The sequence below is a fragment of the Acidithiobacillus ferrivorans genome, from assembly GCF_016250455.1.
Classification (GTDB): domain Bacteria; phylum Pseudomonadota; class Gammaproteobacteria; order Acidithiobacillales; family Acidithiobacillaceae; genus Acidithiobacillus; species Acidithiobacillus ferrivorans.
Map to the genome: position 1 here is coordinate 2,188,748 of NZ_CP059488.1, position 14,854 is coordinate 2,203,601.

Below are 14,854 nucleotides of genomic sequence, written 5' to 3' on the forward strand. Positions count from 1 at the left end.
CATCACGAAATAAGCGCAAGCCCAACCCATGTTCAGCAAAGGAATCGGTGTGATGCCCAATCTATCCAACCAGGACAAAAACGATTTTATCGATGTCGGCGATGGGGATATCGATACGGATTACCCGCTTCCTCTGGCTGAACGTGAAGAATTGGCGCGTCAAACCTGGGGCACCACGTCGCGGCGTTTCGAGAGGACGGATAGCTTCAACCTCCTCCTGGATGATCCCGAAGCGATTCAGGCCGCCGAGGACGGTGATGATTATGCGGTAGCGCCAGAGTGGTACGAAGGGTTGGAAACGGATGACTGCGAAGAGGCCAAAGCCGTGGCGGCTCCGCGCAACCCCCTCGTCGACCCAGATCCGCAGGATCGGCTTATCCCGGATCCGCGCGCCAGTGTTACCACACACGCATCAGCGCAGAATTTTCATCGCTGGTTGCGGAAGGCTGTCCCCGTGTACCGGGAGCAGTTGGAAAGGGCTCAAGTATCCGCAGATGTGGGATATGCCGTGCACTGGTACCTCAATAAGTCCATCGCCGCCATCACCCTCGCCGTGGGCACCTATCTGCGCAAAAAACTCATCATCGCGGACCATGCCGATGCACGGGATGCGGCGTCACGGATATTGCGCCAGGTCATAGAATCCCACGATTTTCAGCGCATACCCAACCTCAATATCGACAGAATGTGCTCGGGTTACTTTCAGACCATCTCCCAATTCCGCACGTTCATCGCCGAAGGTATCGGCGTGTCTCATCAGGACATTTACTATATGGCCCACGCCAAGCCCATCAGCCCCGGCCATGAGGAGCAGAACGGGGACGATGTGGTGGACATCGATCTACTGCACCCGGATCACGCCCATCCGGATGCACTGAATGCCGGGCTCTGCCGGTATACGGACAGTCCCATGGAGGTCCTCATCCAGAAACAGGAAAACGCTCGCGTAATGCGGCAGATGCGCCAGAAGGCAGGATCATCTGTTCCAGATAGCGGGGACCCTATGAACGGTGAAGACCGGACGCCGATTTCCTTGCGCGAAGTGCTTCTGCGCGTTTCGCAGGATCCACGGGGCGAGTTAGCCATGGCTACGGAGATTGCCCGTTTTTTGGCCCGAAGAAGTGACGGTATGCGGAATATCCGCCGGGGACTCGCTCGCCACGCCCGCACGAAGGCCCCTACAGCCGTCCTCGCGACACACATTTTAGACCTCATGATCGGCGATGATCGATCCACGATCACCACAAAAATCGGAGGTGCCTGATGCGCAGCCCCTTGGTCTGGATCGGCGGCAAAGGCCGATTCACGGACAGAATCAACGCGGCACTCCCGAAACCAAACCGGCACCTGTGCTATGTCGAGCCGTTCTGTGGCGGCGCGAGTATGTTGTTTTCACGACCCGCCAAAGGGGTCGAGGTCATCAATGACCTGGATTCGGAAGTGACGCACTTTTTCACCATGCTGCGGAACCAGTCAGAGGCTTTGCAACGATACCTGCAGCTCACCCCCTACAGCCGGGAAATATTTAACGCATGGCGGGGCGTTGCCGATCCCTCTTCGCTGTCCGATATCGAACGCGCAGCGCGATTCTTCATCATGACCCGCGCCTCATTCCACGGTGATTTATCCCGAAAGCCCAGCTGGGCCTATGCCCGGGTAGACGACAATCGGGCACGTGCCGCGAAACACGTGATTGATGATGAGCTGTTGATTACGGCCGAACGACTGCGGACGGTCTATGTGGAAAACGACGAAGCGTTAGGCGTCATCCACCGATGGGATGCCGCGACCACTGTCTTCTATTGCGATCCGCCGTACCACCCGCTTACCCGGGCAGACGGCGGATACGTGCATGAGATGGATCACCAGGCCCACCAAGAGCTGGTGGACGTCCTGCTGGGCATCCAGGGAATGGCCGCCCTCTCCGGCTACCAAAACGATTGCTACGAGGCGCTGGAAGATGCGGGATGGCAAAGACAGGACTTCGATGCCGTCTGCGGAGCTGGCCGCACCCGGCAACCCAGGGCAGACGGCAAAGAAGTGGATCCCGCCCGCATGGAGAGCATCTGGATCAACATCGCGTTACAGAAGCGGCTTGCCGCTGAAAACTCCCGGCAATGCAGTCTGTTTGATTTCTCCGATCCGGGGGACGAGCGAGGCGATGAAGATGCCGCGTGATCGGCTTGCCTCGCGCAAATGAGAGACGATATTTGGAAGTGACGTTTTCCTGGCCAATCAGAGGTAGTAATGTAATGAATAGGCAAACAAAGGCGTCTATGAGTCGGCTCATGATGTTATGGCTCATAATTACATGGACAATTCCGACGGTTTTGGAAATATACCGTCCAGGAAGTCCTCTTTGGATAGGTATAGTAGCGGCTGGTTCACCTTTACCCTTTGTATTTTTTATCGTCTTGACAAACAAGTCGCTGATTGTCAAATACTATACGCAAAGAGCATATGCCATCACCATGCTGATCACTGCTACCATATCTATAATCGCCAGGATGGTGCTCGTTATAGGAGCTTACTGGATAAACGTGTCTATCCTAGTATATCTAGTATCTGTGATAGGATTTATTACCAGTATTATCTCATTATTACTTTTTAACTACGAGACTTTTGAATATTGACATCTGCGGACCTGTCGGAACAGTTGAAAATATAGCAACGCCCCTCCTCTGCAGAATCACATAGTCTCCAGAAACCTTACCATTGGGAAGATACGGTGAAACAACAAGATGCTCAGCTCCGATGAACCGTATATCAACCTTGTTGAAGCCCATAGTTTGCGATGAATAAATATAGGCTCCGGGCTTGGCTATGCCCGTGAGCTCTATCAGGAACCTCGGGTATACTGGCATTATGACCGCCAATATCATAACCAGGTAAGTCGCCTTTATCAGTGTCAGCAGTTTCCTTTCGTTTAAATGGCGCCCTGCAATTTTATAGCTCACCACGCTAATTAATAATGTTATTACGGTAACGACTAGATTGCTAATAAGCTTACTTACAGCCCCCTCGTTAACCATCCACAATAAAATCACAAATATCACTGTAACAATAGATATACCAAACGATATGGCCCACCCATCTGCTTTCCTCTGATCTCTGGAGGTCATTAAATATCTTACAAAAAGACCAGGAGCAGAAGCAAGAAAATAAACGTACACAATAACAACAAGTCCTACGACAAATATATAAGGAGCAAGTATTATCACTCCAGCCAATGTCGATGGAGCATAATGTATTTGAAAAAGATAGGCGAATACAACGACAACGCCATAAAATGAAGCCGCCCTTATCACCACGGAGATTATAGGTGCGTAAGCGTGCTTATAATTCCTGATCATATCATCGACCAGCATTATCAGGGACTTCGTGTTGATCATTTGTTTTTTCCTAATACAGAACAATCCAATCGCCATCCAATTGCTTTGGCGCAACACAGGAGTAAGCCCCGTCCCACGAAATAACTTTACCATTCGCAATCAGATATGGCTATACCACCAAGTCCGTCGCTATACCTCCATGTTGGTTCAGACATGCAGATGCATAAGCGAGGACGCCCATGCCAACCCAGACACACAGTACAACCACGCCCACCAACCGGGAGAAACGTGATGTTCGCCAGGAAGTCACCGATCGTATCGTCGCCGCAGTAGAAGAAAATACTGCTCCCTGGCAGCGGCCGTATGACGGTGGCCCCAGATCCGGCCCAATCAACGCCGTCACCGGCAAGGAATACAACGGCGGGAACCGTATGTTATTGGCGACCGTCGCCCCCACTGGCGATCCCCGCTGGGTGACTTACAAACAAGCTACCGAACAGGATTGGCAAGTCAAAAAAGGGGAGCACGGTATTCCTATCGAGGTCTGGAAAACCTATGAGAAGAATGTAGAGACAACCGGCAACGAGACACCGAAATTTCAGGGGCAAACCACCCCAGCCGCGGAAAAAGAAAGACGTGGTTACCATAAGTATTACACGGTATTCCACGCCTCGCAGATTGATGGCATCCCGCCCTATGAGATGGACCCATCGCAAACGCACGATTTCGACATGCATGAGGTAGGTGAAAAGCTGTTTGACCAGAATGAGCAGTCCGCCCCCATTCTATTCGATAGTCCGGGACAGGCTTTTTACAGCCCTAAAAATGATGATATTCACTTGCCGCTCAGGGAATCCTTCCTTGATGCCGGACATTTATATGCCACGGCGGCGCATGAGATTGCGCACTCCACCATGGCAGAGCATCGCCTGAATCGGAGCAGGTTACAGCAGTTTCAGAACGGGACAGCCTCTGACTATACATTACGGGCCAAAGAAGAACTGCGTGCGGAAATTGCGTCCTACATTATTTCCGAGAAAACAGGTATCCCCCATCATCCTGAAAATCATGAGTCCTACGCGAAGGGCTGGGTATCCGTTCTAAAAAACGACAAAAACGAAATTTACCACGCTTCGCGGGATGCAGAAAAGATGGCGAATTATGTCATCGCACAGCAGAAATTGCTGGAAGTCGGTCAGGAAAAATCCATTGAGTCACCCGAACGCAAGCCATTGTCCGTCGATCCGGATGCAGGCGAACGGTACCCCTTCCATAGCGACGCCGGTCACGGCTGGCTGGAAGTGCCCAAGTCGGATCTTAAAACATTGGGTATCGAAGGTGATATTACCCATTATTCCTACCAGAAAGGCGATAAGGCTTTTCTGGAAGAGGACTTAGACGCCAGCACTTTCCATCGGGCCATTGAAAAATACCTGGGAAAAGAACTGGCTTGGAAAGCTGTGAGCAAAGACATTTGGGACGGCGACGACTCCCTTATCCGCAATTATCAGTACTATGAAGCCCCCGCAAAGGAAAAAGTCATGGAACCAGAGGTCATGCAGCTTAATCGTGGGGATTTAATTCAGTTCCGTGATGAAAATGGGCGTAAAAATACGGGTGTCGTATTGCAGGACACAAACCTGGATCAGCCCGTGCGCTACAAAGCGGTACTGCCCGGCCCGGATGGAAAGCCTCAGATTCAGGCTGTGGGTGATTCTTTGGCGCATTTGGACCAGCAAAGCATTACCGGTCACCTGCCCAACACCGTGCCCGGCATTGAAAAGCTGGACATGCAAAGCGCATCCCGTGAAACCGATACTGCCAGAATTCCCGGTGTTAAGGCGGCCCTCGAATTCCGAGTGGCGTCCGTCATGCACCAAAACAATATCCAGCTTGAGCAGGATAAGCAGGTGTATCACCGGGTCATTCTGTCTCACCGTAAAGACCTGCCCGACTATGTGCGCCAGGAACCCGTGGATCCCGACAAGCCCATTCTGGAAATCCAGAACCACAACCGGCAGAGCATTTCCGGTGTGCTGCGGGATTACGAGAAGTACGCCGTGCTGCTGGATACTCGGGAATTTGGCCCGGTCAGCATCGATATCGGCAAGAGTTTCCTAACCGATTCGTTTGGCGATGATTATCTGCGCAAAGCCATGGGGAAGCCGGTGGATGTTTCCATCAGCAATGATGGTCGGATACTGAAAATCCACAACCCTGAACTAGGTCCACAGCCTGCTACCGATATTTTCGACACCCCGGCCAAACCGTTTGGGTTGATGCCGTTCCAACAAATGGACCGCTCTGATGCCATGCAGATCACCGGAAAATTAACACATGTGCATGATACCAATCTGATCGAAATTCAGCCGGCTGGAAAACCCATGCTGATATCTGGTCGTGATCCGGACAAGGTACATCAGGCGGAAATCAGGGCCATGGTCGGACATACCGTGACGGTAAAGCCCACCAAGACCGGCGAACTCAAGGTGGAAGATCGCACACCTCAAAAAGTGAAGTCACTGGGCCGCTGACATGAATGCCTATAACCGCGAAACCATCGTCAACGCCTTGGCTGCAGCGGGTATCCCGTATCAAATACTGGGCCGCGAGATAGAAGCGGATGTTCTGGGTACCGGACACAAAACCCACAAGATCAATCCTGCCAAAGGCGTGTACTTAGACTCGGCGACGGGTGCAGGCGGCACTATCGAGGGATTGTTGCGGACCATGGATTTAGCCCCCTCTCCATCGGGTTCTCCAGATCAGCCGATAGCGCGCCAAACGGACAATTCCCAGTTGGCCCGCACCCTGTGGAATGGCGCATGGGCCTGCAAAACTCCGCAGGAATTATACAACGGACCAGACCTGAATGGTCTGTCTGCCATGAACAAGGGCGCCCGGCGCGCGCAGTGGCAGACCGCCAGGGACGTCACCGTGCAATATCTTTCTCATCGGGGTCTGGATGATACCCACTGGCTGGGCCAGGTCAGAATCGGCCTGCCGGACCGTTTTTCACCGGAAGGTGCTCGCGCGGTCATGATCCTGCCCATGCGCGGCGACGGGAATATCTGCGGCATACAACAGACCTTTATCAACGATGAAGGGCAAAAACTGGATCGTAAGATGCTGGGGCGGAAAGGTGTCATTCGCCTTCCGCCGCCACCTGAAGCTGTGCCCATGCCTCTCACAGGCACTGCCCAGGAGAAAGGCATGCTCCTGCTGGGAGAAGGTTTCGAGACTACAGCGGTAGCCATCCAGGCTAGCGGCTTGCCCGGCATCGTCGCCTATGACGTGGGACGCGTTCAGAAGTGGGCTATGGAACAAGCTGAGGCAGCACATAAACCTACCAATCGGGGGACAGCCGTTCCCGTAATCGGCGTTTTGGTTGACCGCGATATCAATAGGGTTGGGCAGCGCGGTGCTCGGGATGCCATTAGTAGTCTGGATGAGGCAGGACTGGCCGCACGCTATCTTGAGCCTTCAACTCAGATCATCGGCGGACCCAAAGGCGCTGATTGGGCGGATGCGCGGCAAGAACTGGGGCCTGGTGGAATCCGGGCGGCACTGACACAGTGCATGGATCAGCAAAACAAACTGGCGGCGTATCGCGAAACTCATAGTCATGAAGTTGATGCGGCGATGGCCCTCCCAGACGATCACAAACGCGCATCTGGCATAGCCGCCGTGGTGCCGTACATGTCACCGCGACAAATCAACAGAGCACTGGAAGACCCCTATTGGGTCGTGCGATTGAATACGCTGTACACCCTGCAGATGGCCGGGCGCACAGAGGAAATTGATAGAACGCATGCAAAAAACCTCGTGGAGGACAAAATTCCGGCGGTCCATACGCGCGCTATCGCCGCCTTTCAAGATCGTTTTTCACCACATCCATCAAAAAAGAAGGAGGTACCTATGCAACAACCCAGCGTTTCTCTGGACCCAAATGACAGCAAAGATGTAGCCGCGATTTTGGGACTTCCCGACAACACCAATTTCGACAACCCCATCCCTCCGCAAACACCGCCAGAAAGGAGTCACAACATGGAACAGCAAGCCAACGCACCGCAGGCCACCCGGCAATACCCCAGAATGGAAGCCTCTCTTAAAGCACAGGATGAAACCTGGTACCAGGCGAGTCTATATGCGGACAAGGAAGGTCAATTGAAGGGAACGGTCTCCATTACCAATAAGGAGCAGTCTCTTGATGAACGACACAAGGTAGAGTACGAGGCCAAGAATGACAAAAATGGAACGCCTTTTTTACACGCAAAAGTGCAGATTCCGGATCGCCCGGATGTTCACGTCTTTGTTCGCCCCGACGCCAAAAGTGAAGTCGCCATGGTGTCGTTTACGGAGCTGAAAAACAGAAAGCATCAGCAAATCGAAGGACAGGGTGGGATCCTCAAGCCCAATGATGCGGCGCGCACGGACGGCGCCAAGGATAAGACCATTCAGGCCATCGGTGAGAAGCTGGGGGTCAAATACCTCGAAGGGCCCGCCCCTGACAAAGAGAAACGGCAGTATCCCCGGATGGAGTCGGCTCTGAAGGCGCAAGATGGCACATGGTATACAGCCGGAGTCTATGCCGATAAAGACGGCCAACTGAAGGCGACCGTGCGCATCAATCACCAGGAAACTGGTCTGGATGAGCACCACAAAGTTTCCTTCGAAGAGCGTGAGGGCAGCAGCAGCGGGCGTTATTACAGCGCAAAGATCGAGCGCGAGGATAAGCCCTCCGTATTCATGAACGTGCAGGCTCCAACCATGAAGGAGGGTGATATCCGGATTGCCCGCACGGATTTTACCGAGTTCCACCCGGAAGAGGAGGACAAGAACAAACGCTTTGACCGCATCCAGGGTCAGGGGGGCTGGCTCAAGCCCAATGAGGCCATGCTCGTCAAGGGCGACAAGGATCATACGATGCAGTTCATGCGTGAGAAGCTGAACGTGGATCCGGTAAAGCAGGTTGAGCAGGCCAAAGCCAAAGCCAAGGGGGTCGAACGATGAGCGCTATGAAAATCGACCCAGCAGAAATCGAGGCGCAGCTGACCAGTAAGGATAGTGTGGCGCGCCTGGAGGCGGTCCACAACCACGCGGATATTCTGACCGCACAACAGGTGGAGCGGGCGCTAACCGATTCCGACACGAATGTACGAGTGTTCGCCGTAGCCGGTCTGTCAAAATCCATGGATGACGTACAGGTAGAGCGCGCATTAACCGACGAGTACGCGCCGGTCAGGAACATATCCGTCAATCGGTTTGCTGGGCGCATGAATGATGCGCAAGTCGACCGGGCGCTGGTGGACCCCGATATACAGACTCGCGCCTCTGTACTAAGCGACCTGGCGCCGCGCATGCGGGACCAGCAAGTGGAGAACGCATTGACGGACAAGGAGCCTACAGTACGAGCGGAGGCGACAAAGAGTCTGGTGATGCGCATGAATGATGCGCAAGTCGACCGGGCACTACATGATCCTGATTACAGAATGCGGGCGCAAGCGCTCGGCAGTCTCAGCTCACGCCTGTCAGACGAGCAGGTAGAGAAGGAACTGACCATCCGTAACGCCGCCTGGCGAGAAGTGGCCACAGAGCGTTTTGCCGAACGGATGAACGATACCCAGGTTGAGCGCGTGCTAACCGACCTACAGCCAGAGGTCCGACTGGCTGGTGTGACGTATTTGCACCAGAGGATGACCGACGCGCAGGTGGACAGGGCGGTTCGCGATGAGGACACGGATGTGCAGATTGCAGCGGAAAAGATGTTATCTCCCCGCGTTGCCAGCCAGATACCACCGCCGAGGGAGCAGCTACCGCGCATGGAATCCGCCCTGAAAACGCCGGAGAGTACCTGGTATTCGTCCGGTGTCTACGTCGACAAAGAAAACCAACTGAAGGCTACGGTGCGGATCAGCAACAAGGAGTCCGGCGTTGACGAAAGTCACAAGGTCTCTTTCGAGGAACGTGTGAACAACGGGGATCGTTATTACAGCGCTAAGATTGAGCGGGAAAACAAGCCAACCTTGTACATGAACGTGCAAACGCCGAACGTGAAGGCTGGCGAGATCCGGATTGCCCGGGCGGATTTCACCGAGTTTCACCCGGAAGAGCAGGACAAGGACAAGCGCTTCGGGCGCGTCCAGGGACAAGGTGGCTGGCTCAAACCGAATGAAGCCATTCTGAAAAATGCAGAAAATAACCGGACGGCAGCATTCTTCCGGGAAAAGTTGGATGTGGATCCGGTAAAACAGGTTGAACAGTCCAAGGTCAAAGCCAAGGGGGTTGAGCGATGAGCGCAACAGAAGAAATCAGGGTCTGGGCTACCGGAGCATACACCGAGGCTAACAAGCGGAAGGACGGCGAACGGTTGCGCAAACTGCGGCAACTCATGGATCACCTGCAGGTGTCCACCAGACTCCCGGATCCGGCAGGCCTCACCGTCGGCAGCACGGAGCGCTTCCTGGCTGAGCGCCGCATCCAGAAGCTCACACAGGAGGCGGCAGGCTTGGGTTATGAGACGCCTGGGCAGGATCTGCGCAAGGAAGCGGGAATGCACTTGGCCGGGCAGGCGCTGGGCATTTCGCTTTAAAGTGCTATGCTTCCCATTATGAAGCAAATGATGGTTGATCCTTATGGCCGCGACTCTGCCCTGACCGCTTTATACTACTTAGATCAGCGAGAAGATCTGTCGACGGCCACACTGTTCCGGTTGTTGAGTAACCCTCAACCGGATATGGCCTTGCGCGACCTGGAACCACCTCTCGGTTATTTTACGCGCCACGCCAATCCAGATCTGGATGGCGAGGGGCTGCGAGACGCCTTGGAACTCAACCTGCGGCAACATGACTGGCCGGCAGCCCAACGGGGAGGCTATTTGCTAGATTTGCTCTGCTATTTCGCTCCGCAGCATGAGGAATGGCAGCGTTCAATATTGCCATGGCTGGATGACGTGGCAAAACAATTGCCAGAAGTCCCCTTGTTGCCGTTTTTTCCCAGAGATTCACGGCACAATCCCATGGATGCCCTGGCCGCTCGCTGGCGTCTCTCGTCCGGAGTGCTCTATGACCGTCTCAAGCGGTTATTGCGGCCGCCATATGTCTGCTGAGTACCCGCACCTATACACCGAACGGCCCATTTTTCAAGCTGCGAGAGAGTTGATCCGACAAACGGAATCTTGTATGGACGGCCAACTGGAAGAGCCGGTACGTCTTATCATGACGGGTGGTGCCGCCATGGCTCTGTATTCCCCGACCCGCAGCTCGGAGGACGTGGACGCTATTTTCTCCCACCGGATAGTTTTGCCAGAAGTGCTTGTACCCTACGTGGATGAGCACGGACGGCGCTGCACACTGACTTGGGATCGTAATTACGCGCCGGTCATCGGCCTGATGCATCCAGATGCGGAAGAGGACGCCATCTTTGTGGCGCAGTCGCCAGATAAACAATTCGATATTCTGGTGCTTTCGCCGGTAGATCTGGCAGTATCCAAGCTGGGGCGATACGCTGACAATGACCAGAGGGATATTCAGGAACTTTATACCGACAGGCTAATCACTCCGCAGGCGCTGGAAGCCCGAGCTGAAGCCGCTATGCGCTATTACGTGGGGAATGTGGGACAGGTTCACCACAACACCATAACCGCACTACACAATATGGGATATCAGCCAACCATCCAGCCACCCTCCAAGTATATCCCCTTGGAACCCACGCGCCCGAAACGCAATGACGCGCAGCGGTTAGCCGAAGGTGGGGGATCTGGTTTCCCAACGCATTGCCTATCCAGGGGGCAGGCTACTGGCATACTGATCAGCTTGAGTGAAGACCGCTCCGTGGCCTTCCTGAGCCCCGCACGGGACATGATCGCTGTCTACCGCAGTGATTACAAAGCCATGTCAGAATTGTCCGCATACAGGGGCAAATTGGTGACACTGCTGGAACAGGGGCATAAACTGACCGTGCGTGACCGCGATAAAGAGCGGGGCAAAGGGCGTGGTTTATGACACAGAATAAAGGGCTACATGCAAAATCTAGTTGGAAACCTATGGCCTCCGAGGCCAAAAACCTTGATGATCCTTACTTGCCAAGGGTTTGAAGGTGAAAACCGGTGAGGAATGTGTGCAGAAGGCTACTGGTAGGAATGAGATTGTGTCCAGTTTGCGGAACTATGATCTGTACCATCCCCTGTCAAAGGCTTCCTGAGAGGGCTTCTGTTGAAGGGCCGGTACAGACTGATTGCGGTCGTTCAGCAGCGAAAAGCAAATGACCAAAAGCGGCCATTCAAGGTGGGAATCGTCAGCGCCCGGAGTTCGGCCTATGCGATCAGTAAGGCTGACCGATCCATATGACCGGTGTTCGGCGCTTACCAGTGAACGCCTGCATTTGCGGATGGTTTGGAGCCCAGCTAGAAACCATTCCGACAACATGCACTTGTTAAACATCAGTTTGGTTAAAGTTACCATTTAGATCAGTTTGTACCCAACGGATATAGCCGGTATTGAAAATCCTCTCAGCGAAATCAGTCTGGTCTATAGGGAATCCGCTCTTGGATATTTCTTCGTATTGATACTCGTGAATATGTTGAGCGTGAGAGTTCACAACAAATTTTTTCTCAGCAACCAGCTCTACTCCTAATATAAAATGTGGAAATAGTGCGCCTTTTACTGCTACTTCTTTTTGATTAGGGTATAGCCCTAAAGATTTATAAGTAGGCAATCCACAATCAGATACAACCAATTGATGGTGATCACTTAACCAAGGAGAAATTGCATGTAAATGAAATGGTTTTGGAATAAAATAGTGAAAAATAAAATTATCCTTAGTGGACTTTTTAACCTTTGAGAAGTATCTAGCTATTCTTTTTTCAATACTAGTTGAAACTAAATGAGTTTCTAAACGTATACCTGGTGAACCTGCAGTATGCAACCAGTACAAATAGTAATCGCGAACTTTTAATTTATCCGTTGATGTATGTGCGCCATTCACTCTTTCTAAAAAATCTCTGCGGTTAGATGGCTCAAAAAAATACTCCCTAAATTTACTAGAAGTGTTTTTTAAAACATGATATCTTCGCTCAGGAATATTTATTACATTGGCAATCCTTTCAAAGATAAATTCCAAAGTATGATCAGAGATATCATTAATGTCAGTTAGCGCTGAACGGTCCCCATCGGAATGATCTACAGAAAAGTGCCGTGCTTTTTCACCAAAATAAAATGCACGTTGAAACATCTCGCCTGATTCAAATTTAGAGTCGACCCCAAATAGTCGCCTCTTGACATTACGTTGCTCCTCCCCTCTAAATAATAATAACACTTCTCCTTCTTTATCCTTTTCACGAATAAACTTCATTAAACCATGAAATTTATTTAGGTTATCGGAGCAAAGGGGCGTCAAGCTTGCATTAACGTATTCCATATTTCCCACATTATGTTTAACGTAGAGTTAACCGGCGGCAGAGCCACGCTTTATCGACCGAGCATCTGTGTTGAACGCCAGGTTAGGGTTTTTCATTCAGGAGTTACCTTTGCGGATTGGGATTGTGGCGGGCTTTTTTCTTGATGTTGGCCTAGCCACTGGTTTATATAGAAAACTAGTGCGGTTGTGAGAATCGTAACAATGACACCGATTATTACCCTTGCCAGAACTTGGTCTTTTAACCATCGGCCAATAATTTTAATCAATCTGAATCTTTCAGGTGGATGTAATTTTTGCAATAATTTCTGAAATTCATTTTCATCCCAAACTAAGCCGCATTTCCCGTAAATAGGAACGAACTCATGAACCAACTTATTGAACAAAACGACATCAACAGGAATTTCGCCGTTTGCAGGGAAAGTCACATTGCGCCATTGCAAATGTTGGCCTTTTGTGTTTTTGACAATGATGCTGGGCATACATTAAACCCTAAATAAAAAGCCGCTTAAAAAATGGGAGACACGACAACTACCTTGACAGACGCCGATGGCTTATACTAGCCATCCCCGAGCCACAATGGGAATGACCGCTTTCGCTGCCCTGCCGCCGTTGAGTCCAGATGGTCGGCAGCAGACTGATTGCCGACACTCAGCAGCGGAAAGCAAATAACATCATCCGACCCATTGCTGCCATTCCGTACGGTTCAGCAGAGGCCACAATCAAGACTGGCTTCACCCATACTTGCCCCTATCCGCGTGCAAAGCGTTGTTCGGTGCTCTTATGTAAGCCTGCAAGCATATACTGGATAGACATGTATTCGTGCTCTATTGTCGCTGATTCTTCATAGGTTAGTCGCAATTCTTTTTCCAAATCATCAATATCAGCCAACCTCCGCGCCTCCAATATTTGTTCAAGAGCCTCGTATCCTTCACCTCTAGGCTGTTCTTGATTTTTGTCAACGATAACCTTTGCATGCTGCAACTGAGCTAATTTGACGCTTAACTGTTGCAACCGCATCCGTGATGCGTCTAATCGCTCACGTGTGTTGGTGGCCCTAGCGATGAGCGCAATTTCTTCTTTGCGGAATTTCATTTCCTCACGGACCATCGTTTCTTCTTCTCGATGCAGAAAGAGCGCAGCATGCCGATCCATATCGCGTTTTCTTAAATCCCGAATCTCGCGAATTTCATCCATGCTCTCGGGCGTAATCTTTTGCTCTAAATGTGTTGCGGCGAGCTCTAAAAAGCGATCAGCCTGGTACATGTAGAAGCTCTGGCCGGCCTTAGACAAGAACTCCTCGATAAGCTCCGGCCTAGGTCCGAGAGTTTTTCCTTGGAAGATTAAATACCAGTCTTCTTTTTTATCGTCGTTGATGAATATGACGCCATTCTTTGTTTCTATTGCTCGATTTATTATCTGATGCCAAATGATGAAATCACCATATTTTCGACTCACGCTGCTTGGTGATGACTTTCCACCACCGTCCTTTTCGTTATCTTTATAGCCTGGCGGCATCTTTTTCTCATAGCGTGCTTCACCTTCGTTGCAAATTTCCTCAAGATGCCCATCCGGATAGGGCGCTCCCACCCTTCCATTGAACAGATCTCCGATTACTTTTTGAATTGGGTCAGAAGACGTTCGACTCGCGTGAGCCTCCTTGGTTGCCTCCAGCTCCTTAATAACATCTCCCAACACCAGCGTTAATTTCAGCATTAGCTTATCGCTTAGAAAGGGATGCTTCCTCGCATCGCTCAATTCCCTCTGTAGCGTTTGTATATTTTTTAAAGTATCATCGTAGGACTTCTCTTGTTGCGCAATAACGTTCAGTCTGTTTTTAAAGTACTCCTGGGCCACCTGGTGGGGCAGCCACAAGCGACTTTTGAGCGCTCGCAGAACCCTTATGAAGTCGTTTCTGGTGGAGTCAGAATACCGGTAAAAGTTCAGCAATATATTTGTGTCAAGAATAATTTCACAGTTCTCCCAAAGACGACCGATCTCTTTGTCCTCTGGGGGAAAGTGGCCAGGGAATGTTTTTTTCATTTATACCCCTTAAGTTGAGCTGCTTGTTGAACTAAATCGGCTATATTGCTGGTATCCGGGGTTAG

General features: G+C 51.6%; 12 protein-coding genes. 8 read left to right on the forward strand and 4 right to left on the reverse strand.

Going from position 1 to position 14,854, the window contains the following annotated elements; genetic code table 11:
- Window positions 1–52 precede the first annotated feature (52 nt).
- Both H2515_RS10930 and H2515_RS10935 read left to right on the forward strand, forming a co-directional pair.
- The gene (locus tag H2515_RS10930; protein ID WP_198660105.1) at window positions 53–1,264 is read left to right on the forward strand and encodes a hypothetical protein; all 1,212 of its coding nucleotides are present in this window, start codon (window positions 53–55) and stop codon (window positions 1,262–1,264) included.
- Window positions 1,264–2,178: a DNA adenine methylase gene (locus H2515_RS10935; protein ID WP_198660106.1), complete on the forward strand. Its 915-nt coding sequence runs from the start codon at window positions 1,264–1,266 to the stop codon at window positions 2,176–2,178. The genes H2515_RS10930 and H2515_RS10935 overlap by 1 nt, the downstream gene beginning before the upstream one ends.
- A gap of 422 nt (window positions 2,179–2,600) precedes the next feature.
- Here H2515_RS10935 and H2515_RS10940 read toward each other — a convergent pair whose 3' ends face one another.
- Window positions 2,601–3,392 carry a hypothetical protein gene (locus H2515_RS10940; RefSeq protein ID WP_198660107.1) on the reverse strand — a complete coding sequence of 264 codons (792 nt, stop codon included), beginning with the start codon at window positions 3,390–3,392 and terminating at the stop codon, window positions 2,601–2,603.
- A 179-nt stretch (window positions 3,393–3,571) separates the two neighbouring features.
- Between H2515_RS10940 and H2515_RS10945 the strand changes: the two genes are divergently transcribed.
- From H2515_RS10945 to H2515_RS10970, 6 genes are all read left to right on the forward strand, one after another.
- Entirely contained in the window at window positions 3,572–5,866 is a 2,295-nt protein-coding gene (locus tag H2515_RS10945) for an ArdC family protein (protein ID WP_198660108.1), read from the forward strand.
- 1 nt (window position 5,867) lies between these two features.
- Window positions 5,868–8,345 (forward strand): toprim domain-containing protein, encoded by a 2,478-nt coding sequence (locus tag H2515_RS10950; protein WP_198660109.1) that lies wholly within the window; start codon window positions 5,868–5,870, stop codon window positions 8,343–8,345.
- Entirely contained in the window at window positions 8,342–9,628 is a 1,287-nt protein-coding gene (locus H2515_RS10955; RefSeq protein ID WP_198660110.1) for a HEAT repeat domain-containing protein, read from the forward strand. Before H2515_RS10950 ends, H2515_RS10955 begins: the two co-directional genes overlap by 4 nt.
- Window positions 9,625–9,924: a hypothetical protein gene (locus tag H2515_RS10960; protein WP_198660111.1), complete on the forward strand. Its 300-nt coding sequence runs from the start codon at window positions 9,625–9,627 to the stop codon at window positions 9,922–9,924. Before H2515_RS10955 ends, H2515_RS10960 begins: the two co-directional genes overlap by 4 nt.
- A 27-nt stretch (window positions 9,925–9,951) precedes the next feature.
- On the forward strand, window positions 9,952–10,440 hold the full coding sequence (locus tag H2515_RS10965) for a hypothetical protein (protein WP_232821359.1): 489 nt from the start codon (window positions 9,952–9,954) through the stop codon (window positions 10,438–10,440).
- A gap of 73 nt (window positions 10,441–10,513) precedes the next feature.
- Window positions 10,514–11,335: a DUF6036 family nucleotidyltransferase gene (locus tag H2515_RS10970; RefSeq protein ID WP_198660113.1), complete on the forward strand. Its 822-nt coding sequence runs from the start codon at window positions 10,514–10,516 to the stop codon at window positions 11,333–11,335.
- A gap of 430 nt (window positions 11,336–11,765) precedes the next feature.
- Here the strand turns inward: H2515_RS10970 and H2515_RS10975 are convergent, their stop codons facing one another.
- From H2515_RS10975 to H2515_RS10985, 3 genes are all read right to left on the reverse strand, one after another.
- On the reverse strand, window positions 11,766–12,749 hold the full coding sequence (locus H2515_RS10975; RefSeq protein ID WP_198660114.1) for a hypothetical protein: 984 nt from the start codon (window positions 12,747–12,749) through the stop codon (window positions 11,766–11,768).
- 92 nt (window positions 12,750–12,841) lie between these two features.
- Window positions 12,842–13,228 carry a hypothetical protein gene (locus H2515_RS10980; RefSeq protein ID WP_198660115.1) on the reverse strand — a complete coding sequence of 129 codons (387 nt, stop codon included), beginning with the start codon at window positions 13,226–13,228 and terminating at the stop codon, window positions 12,842–12,844.
- A 268-nt stretch (window positions 13,229–13,496) separates the two neighbouring features.
- Complete coding sequence (locus H2515_RS10985; protein WP_198660116.1) at window positions 13,497–14,789, reverse strand: PIN domain-containing protein; 1,293 nt, start codon at window positions 14,787–14,789, stop codon at window positions 13,497–13,499.
- Window positions 14,790–14,854: the final 65 nt, after the last annotated feature.

Coding starts and splice junctions, on each gene's coding strand:
- H2515_RS10930 (WP_198660105.1), top strand. CDS start 53: ATGCCCAATCTATCCAACCAGGACAAAAACGATTTTATCGATGTCGGC.
- H2515_RS10935 (WP_198660106.1), top strand. CDS start 1,264: ATGCGCAGCCCCTTGGTCTGGATCGGCGGCAAAGGCCGATTCACGGAC.
- H2515_RS10940 (WP_198660107.1), bottom strand. CDS start 3,392: ATGATCAACACGAAGTCCCTGATAATGCTGGTCGATGATATGATCAGG.
- H2515_RS10945 (WP_198660108.1), top strand. CDS start 3,572: ATGCCAACCCAGACACACAGTACAACCACGCCCACCAACCGGGAGAAA.
- H2515_RS10950 (WP_198660109.1), top strand. CDS start 5,868: ATGAATGCCTATAACCGCGAAACCATCGTCAACGCCTTGGCTGCAGCG.
- H2515_RS10955 (WP_198660110.1), top strand. CDS start 8,342: ATGAGCGCTATGAAAATCGACCCAGCAGAAATCGAGGCGCAGCTGACC.
- H2515_RS10960 (WP_198660111.1), top strand. CDS start 9,625: ATGAGCGCAACAGAAGAAATCAGGGTCTGGGCTACCGGAGCATACACC.
- H2515_RS10965 (WP_232821359.1), top strand. CDS start 9,952: ATGATGGTTGATCCTTATGGCCGCGACTCTGCCCTGACCGCTTTATAC.
- H2515_RS10970 (WP_198660113.1), top strand. CDS start 10,514: ATGGACGGCCAACTGGAAGAGCCGGTACGTCTTATCATGACGGGTGGT.
- H2515_RS10975 (WP_198660114.1), bottom strand. CDS start 12,749: ATGGAATACGTTAATGCAAGCTTGACGCCCCTTTGCTCCGATAACCTA.
- H2515_RS10980 (WP_198660115.1), bottom strand. CDS start 13,228: ATGCCCAGCATCATTGTCAAAAACACAAAAGGCCAACATTTGCAATGG.
- H2515_RS10985 (WP_198660116.1), bottom strand. CDS start 14,789: ATGAAAAAAACATTCCCTGGCCACTTTCCCCCAGAGGACAAAGAGATC.